21 protein-coding genes are annotated in these 20,498 nt (G+C 67.2%); 17 read left to right on the top strand and 4 right to left on the bottom strand.

From position 1 onward, the window contains the following. Positions 1–65: 65 nt before the first annotated feature. Entirely contained in the window at positions 66–1,067 is a 1,002-nt protein-coding gene (gene dusA / locus P24_RS16005) for a tRNA dihydrouridine(20/20a) synthase DusA (protein WP_008945785.1), read from the top strand. Positions 1,068–1,415: 348 nt separating this feature from the next. Here dusA and P24_RS16010 read toward each other — a convergent pair whose 3' ends face one another. The 3 genes from P24_RS16010 to P24_RS16020 all read right to left on the bottom strand — a co-directional run bounded on the left by P24_RS16010 (position 1,416) and on the right by P24_RS16020 (position 3,322). Further along, a complete protein-coding gene (locus P24_RS16010; RefSeq protein ID WP_008945786.1) occupies positions 1,416–1,862 on the bottom strand; it encodes a MaoC family dehydratase in 447 nt (148 codons plus the stop codon). Beyond that, a complete protein-coding gene (locus P24_RS16015; protein ID WP_008945787.1) occupies positions 1,859–2,923 on the bottom strand; it encodes a tartrate dehydrogenase in 1,065 nt (354 codons plus the stop codon). Before P24_RS16015 ends, P24_RS16010 begins: the two co-directional genes overlap by 4 nt. A gap of 144 nt (positions 2,924–3,067) precedes the next feature. Beyond that, entirely contained in the window at positions 3,068–3,322 is a 255-nt protein-coding gene (locus P24_RS16020) for a sulfurtransferase TusA family protein (RefSeq protein ID WP_008945788.1), read from the bottom strand. Between the two features lie 139 nt (positions 3,323–3,461). On the opposite strand from P24_RS16020, the gene P24_RS16025 reads away from it, so the two are divergent. From P24_RS16025 to P24_RS16045, 5 genes are all read left to right on the top strand, one after another. Then, on the top strand, positions 3,462–3,773 hold the full coding sequence (locus P24_RS16025) for an ArsR/SmtB family transcription factor (RefSeq protein ID WP_008945789.1): 312 nt from the start codon (positions 3,462–3,464) through the stop codon (positions 3,771–3,773). A 20-nt stretch (positions 3,774–3,793) separates the two neighbouring features. After that, positions 3,794–4,132: a rhodanese-like domain-containing protein gene (locus P24_RS16030; protein WP_008945790.1), complete on the top strand. Its 339-nt coding sequence runs from the start codon at positions 3,794–3,796 to the stop codon at positions 4,130–4,132. Between the two features lie 122 nt (positions 4,133–4,254). Further along, positions 4,255–5,175, top strand: a complete 921-nt coding sequence (locus P24_RS16035; protein ID WP_008945791.1) for a sulfite exporter TauE/SafE family protein — start codon at positions 4,255–4,257, stop codon at positions 5,173–5,175. Between the two features lie 10 nt (positions 5,176–5,185). After that, positions 5,186–5,959 carry a TIGR02186 family protein gene (locus P24_RS16040; protein ID WP_008945792.1) on the top strand — a complete coding sequence of 258 codons (774 nt, stop codon included), beginning with the start codon at positions 5,186–5,188 and terminating at the stop codon, positions 5,957–5,959. 47 nt (positions 5,960–6,006) lie between these two features. After that, on the top strand, positions 6,007–6,483 hold the full coding sequence (locus tag P24_RS16045) for a universal stress protein (RefSeq protein WP_202802408.1): 477 nt from the start codon (positions 6,007–6,009) through the stop codon (positions 6,481–6,483). Positions 6,484–6,485: 2 nt separating this feature from the next. Here the strand turns inward: P24_RS16045 and P24_RS16050 are convergent, their stop codons facing one another. Then, complete coding sequence (locus P24_RS16050) at positions 6,486–7,727, bottom strand: MFS transporter (RefSeq protein ID WP_008945794.1); 1,242 nt, start codon at positions 7,725–7,727, stop codon at positions 6,486–6,488. Positions 7,728–8,174: 447 nt separating this feature from the next. On the opposite strand from P24_RS16050, the gene P24_RS16055 reads away from it, so the two are divergent. From P24_RS16055 to P24_RS16105, 11 genes are all read left to right on the top strand, one after another. Further along, entirely contained in the window at positions 8,175–9,338 is a 1,164-nt protein-coding gene (locus tag P24_RS16055) for a phosphoserine transaminase (protein ID WP_008945795.1), read from the top strand. 30 nt (positions 9,339–9,368) lie between these two features. Then, positions 9,369–10,946, top strand: coding sequence for a phosphoglycerate dehydrogenase (serA, locus tag P24_RS16060; RefSeq protein WP_008945796.1), 1,578 nt, complete (start codon positions 9,369–9,371; stop codon positions 10,944–10,946). Between the two features lie 258 nt (positions 10,947–11,204). Beyond that, positions 11,205–12,563, top strand: coding sequence for a M16 family metallopeptidase (locus P24_RS16065; RefSeq protein WP_008945797.1), 1,359 nt, complete (start codon positions 11,205–11,207; stop codon positions 12,561–12,563). 33 nt (positions 12,564–12,596) lie between these two features. Beyond that, positions 12,597–13,949, top strand: a complete 1,353-nt coding sequence (locus P24_RS16070) for a M16 family metallopeptidase (protein ID WP_008945798.1) — start codon at positions 12,597–12,599, stop codon at positions 13,947–13,949. 270 nt (positions 13,950–14,219) lie between these two features. Next, a complete protein-coding gene (locus P24_RS16075) occupies positions 14,220–15,521 on the top strand; it encodes a hypothetical protein (RefSeq protein WP_008945799.1) in 1,302 nt (433 codons plus the stop codon). A gap of 7 nt (positions 15,522–15,528) precedes the next feature. Next, positions 15,529–17,349 (top strand): DNA mismatch repair endonuclease MutL, encoded by a 1,821-nt coding sequence (gene mutL / locus P24_RS16080; protein WP_008945800.1) that lies wholly within the window; start codon positions 15,529–15,531, stop codon positions 17,347–17,349. 104 nt (positions 17,350–17,453) lie between these two features. Continuing rightward, entirely contained in the window at positions 17,454–18,044 is a 591-nt protein-coding gene (locus P24_RS16085; protein WP_008945801.1) for an EF-hand domain-containing protein, read from the top strand. A 32-nt stretch (positions 18,045–18,076) separates the two neighbouring features. Beyond that, positions 18,077–18,685, top strand: a complete 609-nt coding sequence (locus P24_RS16090) for an RNA polymerase sigma factor (protein ID WP_083859832.1) — start codon at positions 18,077–18,079, stop codon at positions 18,683–18,685. Further along, on the top strand, positions 18,682–19,179 hold the full coding sequence (locus P24_RS20315) for a hypothetical protein (RefSeq protein ID WP_008945803.1): 498 nt from the start codon (positions 18,682–18,684) through the stop codon (positions 19,177–19,179). The genes P24_RS16090 and P24_RS20315 overlap by 4 nt, the downstream gene beginning before the upstream one ends. Continuing rightward, on the top strand, positions 19,172–19,687 hold the full coding sequence (locus tag P24_RS19435; protein ID WP_192813257.1) for a periplasmic heavy metal sensor: 516 nt from the start codon (positions 19,172–19,174) through the stop codon (positions 19,685–19,687). The genes P24_RS20315 and P24_RS19435 overlap by 8 nt, the downstream gene beginning before the upstream one ends. Before the next feature lie 190 nt (positions 19,688–19,877). Further along, on the top strand, positions 19,878–20,498 hold a 621-nt coding region (locus tag P24_RS16105), incomplete at its 3' end, for an outer membrane protein (protein WP_008945805.1).

Genomic DNA, 20,498 nt, shown 5'->3' on the forward strand with positions numbered 1-20,498 from the left:
AATGACTTCAGGAATCGCCCTCCCCCACATTGACGTACGCGCGGATAAGACGTACCTGATGCGCCATGAAGGCACTTCCCGCGCATAGGCTCTCCGTCGCCCCGATGATGGACTGGACGGACCGGCATGACCGCTTCTTCCTGCGGCTCATCAGCCGGCAGGCGCTGCTCTATACCGAGATGGTGACGACCGGCGCGGTGCTGCATGGCGACCGCCAGCGGCTGCTGCGCTTCGACGCGGCCGAGCATCCGGTCGCCTGCCAGCTGGGCGGGTCGGAGCCGGACGATCTGGCGCGCGCGGCGGAGGTCGTCGAGGGGTTCGGCTATGACGAGGTCAATCTGAATTGCGGCTGCCCCAGCGACCGGGTGCAGAAGGGCCGCTTCGGCGCCTGCCTGATGGCCGAGCCGGAGACCGTCGCCGCCGGCGTGAAGGCGATGATCGCCGCCACCTCCCTGCCGGTCACGGTGAAGTCGCGCATCGGCGTGGACGAGATGGAGGATTACGCCGACCTGAAGCGGTTCATAGAGACCGTGGCGGATGCCGGCTGCCGCAGCTTCATCGTGCATGCCCGCAAGGCCTGGCTGAAGGGGCTGAGCCCGAAGGAGAACCGCGAGATTCCGCCGCTGCGCTACGAGCTGGTCTATCGGCTAAAGCAGGAGCTGCCGGAACTGACCATCGTGCTGAATGGCGGTGTTGCCACGCTGGACCAGGCGGCGGCGCATCTGGCCCATGTCGATGGCGTGATGATCGGGCGGGCGGCCTATCAGGAACCCTATATGCTGGCGGATGCGGACCGGCGCTTCTTCGGTGCCTCCGCGCCCGCGCCCAGCCGGCGGCAAGTGCTGGAAGCCTTCCTCCCCTATGTCGAGCGCGAACTGGCCCAGGGCACGCCGCTGGCCCACATGACCCGGCATATTCTGGGCCTCTATAACGGGCTGCCGGGCGCGCGCGCCTTCCGCCGCCACCTGGCCGAGAATGCGCACCGGGCGGGCGCGGATGCCAGCCTGATCCTCGAAGCGGCGGCGAAGGTGCGGGAAAGGCCCGCCATGCCCGACGCGGCGGATTGAAACTCTCTCGCCAGCCCTCCCCCGATGCCCTTCGAGACGCCCAAGCCGAGCCATCCTCTCGGCCCGTCACCCCCGCACTTGTTGCGGGGGTCCAGGCCTCGGCCCGCTGGATATCCGCCCGAGTAAGCTGAACCCTGGATTCCCGGCACAAGGCCGGGAATGACAGAAAAAGAAAACCCCCTTCACCCGGACGCTGCGCGTCCACCCTCTCCCGCGAGGGGAGAGGGTGGGTTGGAAAACAATCCTCCCCTTCGTCATGGTCGGGCTTGACCCGACCATCCAGCGAACGGAACCGCCTCTCTGGACCCTCGGGTCAAGCCCGAGGGTGACGAAAAAAGAAGTGCCTCCTCACCCCGGCCTTCTGCGGACGATCTGCGCGGCCCTGAAGCTCATCACCTTCTCGCCGTTCTGGTTGAAGGTCTCGTAGCCGAAGGTGACGAAGCCGCGGTCGGGCTTGGAGCCGGAGGCGCGCACCTCCAGCACCGACAGCACCACCTTCAGCGTGTCGCCCGGCCGCACCGGCTGCTGCCAGCGAAGCTCGTCCATGCCGAAGGCGCCCATGCCGGACTCGGCGATCAGCCCCAGCTGGTAGGTCAGCCGGAAGCTGACCGCCAGCGTCTGGAAGCCGCTGGAGATCAGCCCGCCGAACGGACCGGCCTCCGCCGCCGGCTTGTCGATGTGGAAGGGCTGCGGGTCGTACTGGAAGGCGAAGTCGAGGATCTGCGCTTCCGACAGCGTGACGCCCGGCGTCTCGAAACGCTGGCCGACGGCGAAATCCTCGAACCACATGGTCATGACGACGCCACGACCTCGGCAATGGCGGAGCCGAGATCGGCGGTGCTGGCCTGGCCGCCCAGGTCCGGCGTCTTCGGTCCGCCGTCCTTCAGCACCGTCTCGATGGCCTTCAGGATGGCATCATGCGCGTCCTGATGGCCCATATGCTGCAGCATCATCGCGCCGGACCAGATCTGGCCGATCGGGTTGGCGATGCCCTTGCCGGCAATGTCCGGGGCGGAGCCATGCACCGGCTCGAACATTGAGGGATGCTTGCCTTCCGGGTTCAGATTAGCCGAGGGCGCGATGGCGATGGTACCGGTGGTCGCCGGCCCGAGGTCGGACAGGATGTCCCCGAACAGGTTGGAGGCCACGACCACGTCGAACCAGTCCGGGTGCTGCACGAAATGCGCGGTCAGGATGTCGATGTGGAACTGGTCGGTCTTGAAGCCCGGATAGGCCTTCTTCATTTCCTCGAACCGCTCGTCCCAGAACGGCATGGTGTGGATGATGCCGTTGGATTTGGTGGCCGAGGTGACGTGCTTGCCGCGCCGGGCCGCCAGCTCGAAGGCGAACTTCATCACGCGGTCCACGCCGCGCCGGGTGAACACCGATTCCTGGATCGCCATGTCGTGCTCGGTGCCGCGATTGTGGCGGCCGCCCATCGAGGAATATTCGCCCTCGCAATTCTCGCGCACGACGTAATAGTCGATATCGCCCGGCTTGCGGCCGGCCAGCGGGCTGCGCACGCCCTCGAACAGGCGCACCGGGCGCAGGTTCACATACTGGTCGAACTCGCGGCGGATCGGGATCAGCAGGCCCCACAGCGAGACATGGTCCGGCACACCGGGCCAGCCGACCGCGCCCAGGAAGATCGCCTCATGGCCGGAGAGCTGCTGGATGCCGTCCTTCGGCATGAATTCGCCGGTATCCTTGTAGCGCTCGCACGACCAGTCGAAATGGGTGAACTCGTAGTCGATGCCGAACTTGCGGCCGGCGGCGTCCAGCACCTTCAGCCCCTCGGGCACCACCTCGGTGCCGATGCCGTCGCCGGGAATGATCGCGATCTTGTGGGCAGCCATGGGCCTCTTCCTCTTATGCGGTCTTCAGTGCTGGGTTGTTAACCAGGTATTTTCCATTGGGCGGCACTCTATCCCGCAAGGTGCGAAACCCGCAAGAAACCGCCCTGATTGCTGCTATGCACAAAACGCAGGTGAGCCCCGCTCCTATGCCGGGCGTTCCAGCAGGATGGTATAGACCTCGCCGGCCTGGTCCCAGGACAGGTAGCGGGTACCCGTTGCCTCGCAGAAAGCCTCGAAATCCTTGACCGCGCCGGGGTCCGTGGCCAGCACCTTCAGCTGTCCGCCGGGCGGTACCTCGCGCAGTTTCTTGCGGGCCTTCAGCACCGGCAGCGGGCATTTCAGACCCGTCGTATCCAGCTCGACCGCCTGCGTCGCTCCGCCGCACGCTTCCTTATTCATTGGCATTTCCTGTTTTTTCCACTAGATAAGCGCAGCAACTGGTTCGCAATACGCCATCCTTAGCGGTGGCAGGGTATGCGGACCGTCCCGCAAGCTGTTACCGGCTTCTCACCATATAGGGTTTATCTAGGAAATCGCGATGTTCAAGCAGAACACCCGACGTGCCAGCGCCGTACTGAAAGCCATGGGCAACGAGCGCCGCCTTCTCATCCTCCACCTCCTGGCGAGCGAGGGCGAGAAGTCCGTCAGCGAGCTGGAAAAGCTGGTGAAGCTGAGCCAGTCCGCCCTGTCCCAGCATCTGGCCCGGCTGCGCCGCGACGGGCTGGTGAAGACCCGCCGCTCGGCCCAGACCATCTTCTACTCGGTCTCGACCGAGGAGGTGACCACCATCCTCAACACGCTGTACGGCCTCTACAACTCTGCCCCGGTGCAGCAGGCCGACGCGGCCTGAGGCCTGACGGAGCGGCCGGCATGAGCGCCCCCGACATCCGCATCGAATCGCCGGAAACCATCCAGGACTGGATGAGCCGCGACGAGGTGCTGCTGGTCGATGTGCGCGAGCCGCAGGAATGGGCGCAGGCCCGCATTCCCGGCGCCATGCTGCTGCCACTCTCTTCCTTCGACCCGGCGGCGATAGACCTGCCGCCGGGCAAGAAGCTGGTGTTCCACTGCCGCAGCGGCGTGCGCTGCGGTGCCGCGGCCGAGATGCTGGCCGCATCCGGACTGGCGCCCAAGGGCGCGCCGATCCACCGGCTGGGCGGTGGCATCATCGCCTGGGCGCAGGCCGGCCTGCCGATTGAGCAGGGCTAAGCAGGCCAGGCGTTAAAAATACCGCGATACCGACACTATCCATTGCGTACCGTTGTGGTTAGCGCCACACTATAAGCGCCCTTGATCGGCGCGCGTCCTTATTCTGGCGGCCCACGCGACCCATGCATGTCTATCTGCCCATCGCCGAAATGTCGGTGAACGTCATCCTGATTCTCGGGATGGGATGGGTGGTGGGGTTCCTCTCCGGCATTTTCGGCGTCGGCGGCGGCTTCCTGATGACGCCGCTGCTGATCTTCATCGGCATTCCCCCCGCTGTCGCGGTCGGCACCCAGGCCAACCAGATCGTAGCCGCCTCGGTTTCCGGCGTCATCGCGCAATGGCGGCGCAAGAATGTCGATTTCAAGATGGGCGCCGTGCTGCTGGCCGGCGGCCTGTTCGGCTCTACCATCGGCGTCTGGGTGTTCAGCTGGCTGCAGACGCTGGGCCAGATCGACCTCATCATCTCGCTGCTCTACGTCTTCCTGCTCGGCATCGTAGGCCTGCTGATGCTGCAGGAATCGCTGCGCGCGATCGTGCGCCGCCGGCGCGGTGTCGCCCGGCGCGGCAAGCTGCACGAGCACAACTGGCTGCACGGCCTGCCGCTGAAGATGCGGTTCCGCCAGTCCAAGCTCTATATCAGCGCGCTGCTGCCCTTCGCCATCGGCGCCGTGGTCGGCATATTGTCGGCGATCATGGGTGTCGGCGGCAGCTTCATGCTGATGCCGGCGATGATCTATCTGCTGGGTATGCCGACCGCCATCGTGGTCGGCACCTCGCTGTTCCAGGTCATCTTCGTCACTGCCAACGTCACCTTCCTGCAGGCCTACCAGAACCAGACGGTGGACGTGTTCCTGGCGCTGCTGCTGCTGGCCGGCGGCGTGCTGGGGGCACAGACCGGCGCGCGCTTCGGTGCCGCCCTGCGCGGCGAGCAGCTGCGGGCATTGCTGGCGCTGCTGGTGCTGGTCGTCTGCGGCAAGCTGCTGTTCGACCTGGTGGCGGTGCCGGGCGACTTCTATTCCCTGCAGTTCCCGGGGCGGCCATGAGGGGGCGGCCATGAATAGCGCCGCGGCAAACCGCCTGCCCGCCCCCATCGCGCCGATCCTGATGGCGCTGATCCTGCTGCTGCCGGCCGGTCGCGCCTCGGCGCAGGAGCTGGTAGCCGACCTGTCCAACCATCTGGTGGCGATCACCGCCGGCTTCACCGGCACCGAGGTGCTGCTGTTCGGCGCCATCGAGGGCGAGGGCGATGTGGTGGTCTCGGTGACCGGCCCGACGCAGGACGTGATCGTACGGCGCAAGGATAAGCTGCTGGGCATCTGGCTGAACGCGCGCTCCATCGGCTTTTCCGGCGTGCCCTCCTTCTATGCCATCGCCAGCAGCCGGCCGCTCGACGAGATCGCCAACGAGGCGGTCCGCGCGCGGCTGGAGATCGGCACCGGCAATCTGCGCCTGCCGCTGGCCGACGGGCAATCCGTCACCCCTGCCGACGAGACTGATTTCCGCACCGCGCTGATCCGCCGCAAGCAGGCGCGCGGGCTGTATCCGCCGACCGTCGGGCAGGTCGGTTTCGTCGGCCGCACCCTGTTCCGTACCCGGCTGTTCCTGCCGTCCAACGTGCCGACCGGCAATTATACCGTGACCGTCTATCTGATCCGCGAGCAGGAAGTGGTCAGCGCCCAGACCACGCCGCTGCTGGTCAGCAAGGCCGGCTTCGGCGCCGATGTGTACGAATTCGCCTACAATCACTCGGCCGCCTACGGCGCGATTGCCGTCATCATCGCGGTGATGGCAGGATGGCTGGCCTCGCTCATCTTCCGAAAGAGCTGACGACGATGACCGATATGCCTGATAGCAACCCCGGAGCGGAGGACGACATGCCTGCAAAGCAGCACGAACGCGTCTTCCTGGTGGTGGTGGACGATACGCCGGAGATGGCGGCGGCGCTGCGCTATGCCGCCCACCGCGCACGCAATTCGCGCGGCCGCCTGGCCATGCTTTATGTGATCGAGCCGGAGGATATCGAGCCCTGGATGTCGGTCGGCGACCTGATCCGCGAGGAGAAGCGCCAGGAAGCGGAGGAGAGTGTCGCCCGCTGTTCCGACCAGGCGGCGGCGATCACCGGCAAGATCCCGGTCGTCTATATCCGCGAGGGGCGGCGGCGGGACCAGATCCTGCAGCTGATCGACGAGGAACCCGGCATCTCCATTCTGGTGCTGGCCGCCAGTACCGGACCGGAAGGGCCGGGGCCGCTGGTCAATCACCTGGTCGGCAAGGTCGCCGGCAAGATGCGCGTACCGATCACCGTGGTGCCGGGCAATTTGTCGGCGGACGATATCGAGGCGCTGACCTGAGTTCAGCTGGCGGTGGCGTCTTCTTCGCCGCGCGGGTCGAGTTCCGAGGCCACGCCGGTCATCCGGGTCAGCGGCACGAACGGCCCCTGTTCCTCCACCGTCGGCGCGGCGCGGCGGGTCATCCGGTACAGGCCGAAGCCGGCAACCAGCAGCGACGTCACCGCCAGCGTGTAATACAGCGCCGCCGGCCCTGCGATCTCCATCGCCTGCGACGCGCCCAGCGGGCCGATCACCGCCCCCGCGCCATAGGCGATCAGCAGACCGGCCGAGGCCGGCACCAGATCGTCGGCGGAAATATGGTCGTTGGTATGGGCGACGCTCAGCGGATAGACCACGAAGCTGAGGCCGCCCTGCAGCGCGGCTACCGCCAGCAGCAGCTCGAAGGACAGGCCGAGCGCCGGCACGACGGCGAGGCTGACCAGGGCGGCGGCCACCAGCACCGCGACCATGACGCTGCGCCGGTCGAACCGGTCGGACAGCTTGCCGACCGGCCATTGCAGCACCAGCCCGCCCAGGATGGTGGCGCTCATGAAGGCGGAGATGCCGGCCAGCGACAGCCCCATCTCGGCCGCGAAGATAGGCCCCAGCCCGTAGAAGGCGCCGGTCAGGACGCCGCTGGCCAGGCAGCCGATGACGCCCAGCGGCGATATCCGGTAAAGTTTGGCGAAGCTGAAGCGCGCCGGCTGCACCGGCGTCGGGCTGGCCTGCCGGTCCAGCGCCAGCGGCACCAGCGAGACCGAGAATAGGATCGAGGCCAGGCTGAACAGCACGAAGCTGGTCGGGTCATAGGCGGTCAGCAGGAACTGGCCGAGGCCCAGCGCCAGATAGGTGGTGATGAGGTAGGCTGAGAGCATCTGGCCGCGGTTCTGGTTGGTCGCGGCGCCATTCAGCCAGCTTTCGGTGACCACGAAGACGCCGGCCATGCAGATGCCGGTCAGCCCGCGCAGCACCGCCCAGACCAGCGGATCGACGAAGATCGCATGCGCCATGGCGAAGGCGGAGATCAGCGAGGCCAGGGCGGCGAAGGTGCGGATATGGCCGACCCGCTCCACCAGCTTGTGGGCGATCAGACTGCCGGCGACGAGACCGGCGAAATAGGCGGCGCCGACCAGGCCGGCGAGGCCGGTCGAGAACCCCTCGGCCGTCATGCGCACCGCCAGCAGCGTGGAGAACAGCCCGTTCGCCAGCAGCAGCAGGGCAACGCTGACCAGCAGCGCCGCGACCGTTTTCAGCATGCCGAACATGGGCCGGCCCCTTGGCTTTCCTCACCTGATGCCTGCATGCTGCATATCGCCGGCGGATGCAACCCGGATCGGCGGGCGGCGGCGGCATTATGGGAGGTGGTTGCCGTTCCATCTCCACCCGTCACCCCCGCATTTATTGCGGGGGTCCAGGCTTCCGCTTGCTGGATGCCTGCCGGAGGAGGCTGAACTCTGGATTCCTGGGACAAGCCCGGGAATGACGGACGAGCGGACGGAAGTGTCGTTCCGACAAACCTCCCCCTTCTGCGTGGCGGAAATGCCTTCCGCAGGGTGAAAGCGGCGGAAATGCTGGCCTGTAAGCGCCCTTTACAGGCCGTCCGATGGCATGCCCCCTGCGTCAAGCTGTGCATTGACGCGATGCAGCATTATGCGCTTAGTATCGCCCGCCACCGCCTCCATTAGCGGCACCGAAAATAGGGGAACCCCGCCATGAAGCCGAATACGCGCCCCGCCGTCCCGTACTTTTCCTCCGGCCCCTGCGCCAAGCGTCCGGGCTGGTCGCCCGCCGCGCTGTCCGACGCTGCCGTAGCCCGCTCGCACCGCGCCAAGCTGGGCAAGGCCAAGCTGGCCGAGGTGATCGACCGCACCCGCGCCATCCTCGGCGTGCCGGCCGACTGGCGCATCGGCATCGTGCCGGCCTCCGACACCGGCGCCTTCGAGATGGCGATGTGGACCCTGCTGGGCGCGCGCGGCGTCGATGCGCTGGCGTGGGAGAGCTTCGGCTCCGGCTGGGTGACCGACATTCTGAAGCAGCTGAAGCTGACCGATGTGCGGGTGATCGAGGCCGATTACGGCAAGCTGCCGGACCTCGGCCAGGTCGATTTCTCGCGCGATGTGGTGTTCACCTGGAACGGCACCACCTCCGGCGTGCGCGTGCCCAATGGCGACTGGATCCCCGCCGACCGCGAGGGGCTGACGCTGTGCGACGCCACTTCCGCCGCCTTCGCCATGGACCTGCCCTGGGACAAGCTGGATGCCGTCACCTATTCCTGGCAGAAGGTGCTGGGCGGCGAGGCGCAGCACGGAATGCTGATCCTCTCCCCGCGCGCCGTCGAACGGCTGGAGAGCTACAAGCCGGCCTGGCCGCTGCCCAAGCTGTTCCGCATGACCAAGAACGGCAAGCTGAACGAGGGCATCTTCAAGGGCGAGACCATCAACACGCCCTCCATGCTCTGCGTCGAGGACCAGATCGACGCGCTGCGCTGGGCCGAGAGCCTCGGCGGGCTGAAGGGGCTGATCGCGCGCAGCCAGGCCAACCTGAAGGCCGTCGAGGCCTGGGTCGAGAAAAGCGACTGGGCAGCCTTCCTGCCGGAGACGAAGGAAACCCGCTCCAGCACCTCGATCTGCCTGGTCATCAAGGACAGCTGGTTCACCGGCCTGTCCGCCGAGGCGCAGGCCGCGGCCGCCAAGAAGCTGGCCGCGCTGGTCGAGGCCGAGGGTGTGGGCTACGACATCGGCGCCTATCGCGATGCCCCCGCAGGCCTGCGCATCTGGGGCGGCGCCACGGTCGAGACATCCGATATCGAGGCCCTGCTGCCCTGGCTCGACTGGGCCTACGCCCAGGTGAAGAATGAGGCCGCCAAGGCCGCCTGATCCCCCTGCTGTTGAAAGAATAGGAAGACGATGCCCAAGGTTCTGATCTCCGATGCGCTGTCGGAGCGCGCCGTCGATATTTTCCGCGAGCGCGGGATCGAGGTGGACTACAAGCCCGGCATGAAGGCCGACGAGCTGGTGTCCGTCATCGGCAATTACGATGGCCTCGCCATCCGCTCCGCCACCAAGGTGACGGAAGCCGTGCTGGAAAAGGCCGGCGGCCTGAAGGTGATCGGTCGCGCCGGTATCGGCGTCGACAATGTCGATGTGCCGGCTGCGACCAAGAAGGGCGTGGTCGTCATGAACACGCCGTTCGGCAACTCCATCACCACCGCCGAACACGCGATCTCGATGATGATGGCGCTGGCCCGGCAGATTCCCGAAGCCAACGCCTCCACCCATGCCGGCAAGTGGGAGAAGAACCGCTTCATGGGCGTGGAGCTGTTCGGCAAGGTGCTGGGCGTCATCGGCTGCGGCAATATCGGCTCGATCGTCATCGACCGGGCGCAGGGGCTTAAGATGAAGGTGATCGGCTTCGATCCCTTCCTGACCGAGGAGCGCGCGCAGGATATCGGCATCGAGAAGGTGGAGCTGGACGAGCTGCTGGCCCGCGCCGACTTCATCACGCTGCACACGCCGCTGACCGATTCGACCCGCAACATCCTGAACGCCGAGAACATCGCCAAGACCAAGCCGGGCGTGCGCATTGTCAATTGCGCGCGCGGCGGCCTGATCGATGAGGCGGCGCTGAAGGCAGCCCTGGAATCCGGCCATGTCGCCGGCGCCGCGCTGGACGTGTTCGAGGTCGAGCCGGCCAAGGAGAACGCGCTGTTCGGCATGGAGAATGTGGTGGTGACACCGCATCTCGGCGCCGCCACCTCGGAAGCGCAGGAGAATGTGGCGCTGCAGGTCGCCGAGCAGATGGCCGACTATCTGCTGACCGGCGCCATCTCCAACGCCGTGAACGTGGCCTCGGTCTCCGCCGAGGACGCGCCGAAGCTGAAGCCCTACATGCAGCTGGCCGAATATCTGGGCAGCATGCTGGGCCAGCTGACCGTCGAGGGCATCGGCCAGGTAACGGTGGAGCTGGAAGGCCATGCCGCGACGCTGAACAGCAAGCCGATCCTGGCGGCAGCGCTGGCCGGGCTGATGAAGCCGATCAGCGACAGCGTGAACATGGTGAACGCGCCCAGCTTCGCCCGCCAGCGCGACATCGCCGTCAGCCTGACCGCGCATGACCGCGACTGCGACTACCAGACGCTGGTGCGGGTGACCACCACCGACGGCTCGCAGACCCGCACCGTCGCCGGCACCCTGTTCGGCGGCCGCGCGCCGCGCCTGGTCGAGGTGCGCGGCATCAGCATGGAGGCCGATTTCGGCGCCACCATGCTGTATGTTCGCAACCGTGACGAGCCGGGCTTCATCGGCAAGCTGGGCAGCACGCTGGGCGAAGCCGGCATCAACATCGCCAGCTTCTATCTCGGCCGCACCGAGAAGGGCGGCGTCGCCCTGTCGCTGGTCGATATCGACGGCACGGTCGAGGATGCGGTGCTGCAGCGCATCCGCGCCCTGCCCGGCGTCATCCGCGCCGAGCTGCTGACCTTTTAAGCCGCCCTATGCTTCGAGACGGGCCGCCAGGTGACCTGGCGGCCCTCCTCAGCATGAGGTCACCAGGAAGCACCGCCGGTATTCCAACTCTCCCCTCGTCCTGAGGAGCCCGCTTCAGCGGGCGTCTCGAAGGACATCGGGGGAGGGGCGGAAAATATTCCCCCAACCTAGTACGCACACCTCGCCGCCGCGCCATCATCGGGCCATATTGATCGGGCTGGATTACTCTACCGTCCCGACCCCCGAGGAACAGGCGCCATGACCCTGCCGAGATCCGTCCTCTTCCGCTCGATTGCCTCCCTCTGCGCCGTACTGGCGCTGCTGCTCGCCGCGACGCCAGGCCAGGCCGCCGTCTTCAATCCGAAGAGCTTCACGCTGGAGAACGGGCTGCAGGTGGTGGTGGTGGAGAACCATCGCATCCCGGTCGTCACCCATATGGTCTGGTACCGCACCGGATCGGCCGACGAGCAGCGCGGCAAGTCGGGCATCGCGCATTTCCTAGAGCATCTGATGTTCCGCGGCACCGGCGAGCTGGCTCCCGGTGAGTTCAGCCGCATCGTCAACCGCAATGGCGGCCAGGACAACGCCTTCACATCCTGGGACTACACCGCCTATTTCCAGACCGTCGCCGCCGACCGGCTGGAGCTGATGATGAAGCTGGAGGCCGACCGCATGGCCAATCTGGCACTGACCGACGCGGTCGTGCTGCCGGAACGCGACGTGATCCTGGAGGAACGCCGGCAGGTCATCGACAACAACCCCAGCGCCATCCTGGGCGAGCAGATGCGTGCCGCGCAGTATCTGCACCACCCCTACCGCATCCCGATCATCGGCTGGGAATCGGAGATGCGCACGCTCACGACCCAGGACGCGCTGGACTGGTACCAGCGCTGGTATGTGCCGAACAACGCCTTCGTGGTGATTGCCGGCGATGTGACGGTGGAGCAGGTGCGCCCGCTGGCGGAGAAATATTACGGCCCGATCCCGCGCCGCGAGATTGCGCCACGCGACCGCGTGAACGAGCCGCCGCAGCAGGCTGCCCGCCGGCTGGAATTGAGTGACGCCCGCGTGCAGCAGCCCAGCGTCTCCCGCCAATATCTTGCCCCTTCCTATGTCTGGGGCGAGACGGAGCATGCCTATGCGCTGGATGTGCTGGCGGAAATCCTGTCCGGCGGCCCGACCAGCCGGCTCTACCGCAAGCTGGTGATCGAGGATGGCCTCGCCGTCTCGGCTGGCGCCTATTACAGCGCCGATGCGCTGGGGCCGGGCGGTTTCGGCTTCTATGGCTCGCCCAAGCCCGGCGTGAAGATTGAGAAGGTCGAGGCCGCCATTGATGCCGAGATCGCGGCATTGCTGGAAAAGGGCGTGACCGATGCGGAAATCACCGACGCCAAGCAGCGGCTGCGCGCCGACGCGGTGTTCGCCCGCGACAGTATCCGCGGCCCGGCCAACGTCATTGGCCGCGCGCTGGCCACCGGCCAGACGCTGGAGGATGTTGAGGCCTGGCCGGCGCGCATCGAGGCCGTGACCCGTGACCAGGTGGAGGCCGCCGCCCGCGCCGTGCTGAAGCCCGAACAGTCGGTCACCGGCATCCTGCGCCCGAAACCCGCAAGCTAAGCCCGCCAGCTAAGCCCGAATAAGGATCAGACAATGCGGACCCATCTTACCCGCCTGCTCGTCATCCTCCCGCTGCTGGCGTTGCTGGCCGTCGCCTCCCCAGCCCACGCCATCGAGATCAAGCGCGTGGTCAGCCCCGGCGGCATCGAGGCCTGGCTGGTCGAAGACCATAGCAACCCGATCATCGCGCTGGAGGCCGGCTTCCGCGGCGCGGGTGCCACCGCCGATCCTGACGGCAAGGAAGGGCTGGCCAGCATGACGACCAGCCTGCTGACCGAGGGCGCCGGCGACATGGACAGCCAGGCCTTCCAGAAGAAGCTGGCCGATTTGTCGATCTCGCTGGGTTTCTCCGCCAGCCAGGACGGGATCAGCGGCGGGCTGCGCACCCTGACCGAGAACCGCGACACCGCGTTCGACATGCTGCGCCTCGCCCTGACCCAGCCGCGTTTCGACCCCGAGTCGCTGGAACGGGTGCGTGGCCAGATGCTGGTCGGGCTGAAGCGCGAGCGCGAACGGCCGGGCAGCATCGCCAGCCGCGCCTTCTGGACCAGCGCCTATCCGGACCATCCCTATGGCCGGCGCGGCAGCGGCACGCCGGAGTCGGTCGCCGCCCTGACCCCTGCCGACCTGAAACAGGTGGTCAGCCAGCGCTTCTCCCGCGCCAATCTGCTGGTCGGCGTGGTCGGCGACATCACAGCGGAAGAGCTGGCCCCGGCGCTCGACCGCATCTTCGGCACCCTGCCGGCCACGGCAAGCCTGCCGGAAATTCCCGATGTGCAGCCGGCCTTCGCCGGCGATGTGATGGTGATCGACCGCACCATGCCGCAGAGCACGGTGCTGTTCGGCCAGCGCGGGCTGAAGCGCGACGATCCCGACTATTTCGCTGCCGCCATCCTGATGGAGATCATGGGCGGTGGCTTCGGCTCCCGCCTGACCGAGGAAATACGCGAAAAGCGCGGCCTCGCCTATTCCGTCTCCGCCGGCCTCGCGCCGATGGATCATTCGGCGGCCATCGCCGGCAGTGTCGGCACTGCCAATGCGCGGGTCGCGGAATCCATCGCCCTTGTGCGCGCCGAATGGCAGCGCATGGCCAGCGACGGGCCGACCGCCGAGGAGGTGGCGGATGCCAAGGCCTATCTCACCGGGTCCTACTTTCTGTCGCTTGATGGCTCGGGCCGCATCGCCTCCATGCTGGTGGCGATCCAGCGCGAGAATCTCGGCATCGACTATCTGGACCGCCGCGCCGGCCTGATCGAAGCGGTGACGATGGACGATCTGAAGCGCCTCTCCGCCAGCCTGTTCGACCCGAAGGCCCTGACCTTCGTCATCGTCGGCCAGCCCGAGGGCGTTACCGCGACAAAGCCGGCACCGGGCCAGGATTCCTGAGCCGGGAGCTTTCAGAGCGTCAGCGGCGTTATAGGCGGGTTCCTGTAACCGTCACCCCCGCATTTATTGCGGGGGTCCAGGCTTCCGCTTACTGGATCGTCGGTCGAGTAAGCTGAACCCTGGATTCCCCGGACGCCCATGGGGGACAAGGCCGGGAATGACGTAAGGTGGGGTAGCCCATGATCGAGTACCCCCTCCGCCGCCCCAGCCCCCTTGGCGGAGGGGCGGCGGCTTGCTACCCTGAAGCTTACCCATTAATGGTGTTTGTTTATGTATTATACACAAGATATAGCGGGCTGCCTGTCAGGCCGGATCGGCGCGGCGGGTCCGCGCGAGAGCGAGCTGGCGCGCCGCGTGGCGCTGGCGGCCCCGGCACTGGCGGCGCTGCGCCAGTGGCACAAGGAGGGCAGCCTGCCCTTGCTGCGCCTGCCGGCGCGCGAGGATGACCTGCCGGAGCTGGAGGCCATCGCCGCCGATTACCGCGCGCGGTTCGACGATGTGATCGTGCTGGGCACCGGCGGCTCCAGCCTTGGCGGGCGCACGCTCTACCGCCTCACCGACAAGGGCTTCGGCCCGCCCGAGGGCACGCCGCGCCTGCATTTCATGGACAATGTCGATCCGGCCACCTTCCAGGCGCTGTTCGCCGCCGTGGATTTCAAGCGCGCCGGCATCATCGTCATTTCCAAGTCGGGCGGCACGGCGGAAACGCTGATGCAGTTCCTCACCTGCCTGGAACCGCTGGTGCTGGCAGTCGGCGAGGAGAATGTCGCCGCCCATGTGACCGCGATCACCGAGCAGACCGACAACCCGCTGCGCAAGCTGGCAAAGCGCTATGGCATCCCGACGGTCACCCATGATCCGAAGGTCGGCGGGCGCTATTCCGTGCTGTCCTGTGTCGGCGCGCTGCCGGCGCTGATCGCCGGGCTGGATGTACGCGCGCTGCGCCGGGGCGCGCAGTCGGTGCTGGATACCGCCTTCGCCGCAAAAGACCCGATGGACTGCCCGCCGGCGGTGGGTGCCGCCCTGTCGCTGCTGCTGGCCGACAGCCGGGGGGCAGGCCAGACCGTGCTGATGCCCTATCTCGACCAGCTGAACGACCTCAGCTTCTGGTACCGGCAGCTCTGGGCGGAAAGCCTGGGCAAGGACGGCAATGGCACGACGCCGGTGAACGCGCTGGGAACGGTTGATCAGCACAGCCAGCTGCAGCTCTATCTCGCCGGCCCGGCCGACAAGATGTTCACCGTGATCCTGGGTAAGGTGGCGGGCACCGGCCCGCGCATCGCCGATGGCGTGGCCGGGGAGGCAACACCCGCCTATCTGCGCGGCCGCACCATGGGCGATCTGCTGGATGCCGAGCAGCGCGCCACCGCCGAGACGCTGATCCGCAACCAGCGCCCGACCCGGCTGATCCATATCGACACGGTGGATGAGGGCACGCTGGGCGCGCTGATGATGCATTTCATGCTGGAGACCATCATCGCCGCGCATCTGCTGAACATCGACCCGTTCGACCAGCCCGCCGTCGAGGAGGGAAAGGTGCTCACCCGCGACTATCTCGGCGCGATGGGCTGACGCCGCCATGGCCATCCGCCGCCTGCCCGACATACTGGTCAACCAGATCGCCGCCGGCGAGGTGGTGGAGCGTCCGGCCAGCGCCGTGAAGGAGCTGGTCGAGAACGCGCTGGATGCCGGGGCGACGCGCATCGACGTGATCCTGCGCGATGGCGGGCAGTCGCTGATCTCGGTCAGCGATGACGGTTTCGGTATGACGCCGGACGAGCTGGAGCTGGCGGTCGAACGCCATGCCACCTCCAAGCTGCCGGACGATGATCTGGTGCGGATATCCTCGCTGGGGTTCCGGGGCGAGGCGCTGCCCTCCATCGGCGCGGTCAGCCGGCTTTCGATCACCTCGCGCAAGCGGGACTCGGACAGTGCGTGGAAGATATCCATCGAGGGCGGACGCAAGCTGCCGGTCGAACCCGCCGCCCATCCGCCGGGCACACGGGTCGAGGTGCGCGACCTGTTCTACGCCACGCCCGCGCGGCTGAAATTCCTGAAGACGCCGCGCGCCGAATACAGCCAGGCGATCGACACCATCAACCGGCTGGCAATGGCGCATCCGCATGTGGGATTCACGCTGGGCGACGGCGCGCGGACCTCGGTGAAGCTGGCCGCCGGACAGGGCGAGCTGTTCGATATCAGGCTGCGCCGGCTGGCCGCGATCATGGGCGACTCCTTCTCGGAGAATGCGCTGCGCATCGATGCCATGCGCGAGGGGCTGCATCTCACCGGCTATGCCGGGCTGCCGACGCTGAATCGCGGCAATGCGCAGATGCAGTTCCTGTTCGTGAATGGCCGCCCGGTAAAGGACCGGCTGCTGCTCGGCGCGGTGCGCGGGGCCTATCAGGATTTCCTGTCGCATGACCGGCATCCGCTGCTGGCACTGTTCCTGGTCATCCCGCCGGAAGCGGTGGATGTGAACGTGCACCCGGCCAAGGCGGAGGTGCGGTTCCGCGAATCCGGGCTGGTACGCGGCCTCATCGTCTCGGCGCTGAAGCATGCGCTGGCCGAGGCCGGGCACCGTGCCTCCACCACCGTCTCGGTGGCCGCGCTGGGCGCCTTCCGGAATGACGGGCCGGCATCGGGCTTCCGCCCGCAATACAGGCCCGGTCCTGCCTATGCCTATCCCGCGCAGGGCGGGGCTTTGGCGGAAGCGCTGCATGATTATCATGCGCCTCTTCCCTCTTCCTCGCTTCCGGGATTGGAGGCCCAGCCCGCCGCAAGGCCGATGCCCGTGCCGGACGCGCCGCCGCCCGCCAACCTGCCTTTGGGCGTGCCGACCGCGCAGCTGCACGGCACCTATATCGTCGCGCAGACCGCCGACGGCATCGTCATCGTCGATCAGCACGCGGCGCATGAGCGGCTGGTCTATGAGCGCATGAAGGAGGCGCTGGCCCGGGACGGGGTGAAGCGCCAGGCGCTGCTGCTGCCCGAGGTGGTGGAGCTGGAGGAGGCCGCCGTCGAGCGGCTAACCGCGCGCGCCGAGGATCTGGCGAGGCTCGGCCTCGTCATCGAGGCCTTCGGGCCCGGCGCCGTGGTGGTGCGCGAGGTGCCCGTGCTGCTCGGCCAGACCGACGCCGCCGGGCTGGTCCGCGACCTTGCCGACGACCTCGCCGAATGGGATCAGGCGCTGACGCTGGAGGACCGGCTGGCGCATGTCTGCGGCACCATGGCCTGCCACGGATCAGTGCGCGCCGGGCGCCGGCTGAACGCCGAGGAGATGAGCGCGCTGCTGCGCCAGATGGAGGCGACGCCGCATTCCGGCCAGTGCAACCATGGCCGCCCCACCTATGTCGAGCTGAAGCTGGCCGATATCGAAAGGCTGTTCGGCAGGCGTTGAGATTAAGGCGCTAAAAAAGCGCCGCGACGGAAATCCGCCGCCCCTGCGTGTATAGGGCAGGTCCGGAAGAAACGGACCGCCCCTTACACGAAAGGATGACCCCCATGACCACACAAACCAACAGCCGCAAGCGGAACCTGCCCCCCACCCTGCGAGTCGCCCTGCTGGGCGCGGCAGCACTGGGCATCACGCTCGGCGGCTTCGCCGCCCTGCCCGGCATCGCCCATGCGGTGAACGACATGCGCGCCCCCAGGATGAGCGCCGAGCAGCGGGAGCAGCGCGTCCAGCACATGCTGGAACGCTTCGATGCGAACAAGGACGGCCAGATCACCCGCGCGGAGGTCGAGGCCGCACACGCGGCCCGGCTCGCCAAGTTCGATACCGACAAGGATGGCGCCTTGTCGCCCGACGAGTTCCGCTCGATGATGGCCGCGCGGCTGGACGAGATGGCCAAGCGCGGCTTCGCGCGGATGGACCGCAACAAGGACGGCAAGATCGGGCCGGACGAGCAGCGCCATTCCCCCGCCCCGATGTTCGGGCGTCTCGACGCCAACTGGGACGGCGTGGTGACCACGGAGGAACTGCGCCAGGCCCGGTTCGAGCACAAGCATGACGGGCTGCCGCATCATGGTAAGTTCCGTGCCGGGCGCTTCATGAAGGGCCCGCAGGGCGAAGCGCCCGGCACGCGCGACTGATCCCTTCCAAGGCATCAGGCAGGAACGGCGCCGTGCGGCGAACGACGGAATGGGGATGGCGTGTGCAGAAGACGGACGAGTCCGAACCTTCAGACGACAACCTCATCCTGCGTCTCGCCGCCGGTGACGATGCCGCCTTCGCCCTGCTGCTCGACCGCCATCTCGGCATGATCCACCGGCTCGCCTGGCGTCTGCTGGGCGACCGGGCGGAGGCCGAGGATGTGGCGCAGGAAAGCTTCCTGCGGCTGTGGAACAACGCGTCATCCTGGCGGCCCGGTGAGGCCGGGCTGAAGAGCTGGCTCTACCGCGTCGCCTTCAACCTTTCCCACGACAGGCTGCGCCGCCGCCGGCTGGTACTGATGGACGAACCGCCGGAGAGCATCGACCCGGCCCCCCGCCCCGGCGAGGCGATGGAGGAGGACGAACGCGGGCTGGCCGTGCGCCACGCCCTCGACAGCCTGCCGGAACGCCAGCGCGCGGCGCTGGTGCTGAGCTACTACGAAGGGCTGAGCCAGGCCGAGGCATCCGCCTTGCTGGAGATCAGCGAGGAAGCGCTGGAATCGCTGCTGGCGCGGGGCCGGCGCAAATTGCGGGAACTGCTGGGCGCGCAAGGGCGCGATCTGCTGGAGGGCTTGTCATGACCGAAGGACACAAGGATATGGATAAGCGGCGGCTGGACGCGCTGCTCGACGCCTATGGCGCCGACCCGGCGCGCTGGCCGGCGGCGGAACGCAACGCAGCGCAGGCCCTGCTGGCGTCGGACCCGGCGGCGCAGGCCCGGCTGGAACAGGCGCGCCTTCTGGACCGCGCGCTGGACGCGCTGCCGCCCGCCCCGGCCCCGGCCGGCGATCTCGCGGCGCGCATCCGGAATGCGGCACGGCAGCCGGTAGCGCCGGCCATTACCGTGCCGGCACCGGCCAATACGAATTCGCCCTGGCGCTTCACGGCAGCACTGGCCGCCTCCGCTGTCATCGGCCTTTGGCTGGGCTTCGCCGCTGCCCCGGTCACCAGCCCCTTCACCTCCGGCGGCAGTACCACCATCGATCTTGCCGCCATCGATCAACAGGATGTCGCCGCCCTGGCGTTCGGCCCGCTGGCCGGCCAGAACGGAACGGGAGACACGAGCTATGACTGACGCCCCGGAAAACCGGTCTTCGGGGAAATCCCGGTTGCGCCGCTGGCTGCTGCCGGCCTCGCTGGTGCTGAACCTGCTGCTGGCCGGCATCATCGCCGGCAGCGCGCTGTCGCACTGGCATGGTGATCGCGGCCCGAAGGAGCGCCGCTTCGGCTTCGGTCCGCTGGAATATGCCGTCCCGCAGCAGGCGCGGCAGAAGCTGGAGCCTGTGTTCGAGCGCGAGCGCGCCAATATGCGCGATGCCTTCCGCGACCTGCGCCGTGCCCGTGGCAGCATGCACGAGGCGATGCTGAAGCAGCCCTACGATCCCGATGCGGCAGCGCGGGCGCTGGAAGAGGTGCGCGACCGGTCGGCGGCGATGCAGGATGTGCTGCATAATCTGCTGCTGTCGATCAACGAAAAGCTGACGCCGGAGGAGCGCCGGCAGTTCCTGGAAGCGCTGGAACGCCCGCTGAAGAAGCCCGGCCCCGGCCCCGAACGGAGTCCCGAACGCGGCCCGGAGCGCTGATTCGCGGTATTTCAATAGGATTTCGTGACTTTTTGGCCACAACCCTAGCCTTCTAGCAACAGTCCCTGTGAATCCCGTGAAGCCGGCACAGTTTTTTGTTATTGCTTAACAGGAGCTGGCCATCGCGGTACCGGACGGGACTTCGCGGCCGCCGAATAATTCCTTCTGCAAAAAGAAGAGGGTACACACCATGAAGTTCAATGCGCCAATCATTGCCGCGGCGCTGCTGGTCGGCCTCCCGACCGCCGCCCTGGCGCAGCCGGATGGCTGGTATCTGGGCCTGGGCGCCGGCGTCAACCTGCAGGAAGACGCCGACATCAGCGGCTCCGGCATCAGCAGCGAGGCCGATTTCGACACCGGCGCGCTGGGTGCCGCCGCGCTGGGCTACAAGTTTGGCGCCCCGCGCCTGGAGCTTGAGTTCTCCTACCGCGGCAACGATGCGGACACCGTTGGCGGCGTGAACGGCGCCGGCAACACCCGCGCCCAGGCGCTGATGCTGAACCTGCTGTACGATTTCGATATGGGCGGCTTCACCCCCTATCTCGGCGTCGGTATCGGCGGCGCGGCCGTGAAGTATGACGGCATCGCCCCGATCGGTGCGGGCAGCCTCAACGACTCCGACATCGTGCTGGCCTATCAGGGCATCGCCGGTGTGGGCTATGACGTCAGCGAGCAGCTGAGCCTGTTCGCCGACTACCGCTATTTCGCCACCCGCGATCCGAGCTACACCACCTCGACCGGTGCCAGCGTCGATGGCGAGTATGCCGCGCACACCGTGCTGGTCGGCCTGCGCTGGGCCTTCAACCCGCCG

Source organism: Oceanibaculum indicum P24, from assembly GCF_000299935.1.
Taxonomy (GTDB): domain Bacteria; phylum Pseudomonadota; class Alphaproteobacteria; order Oceanibaculales; family Oceanibaculaceae; genus Oceanibaculum; species Oceanibaculum indicum.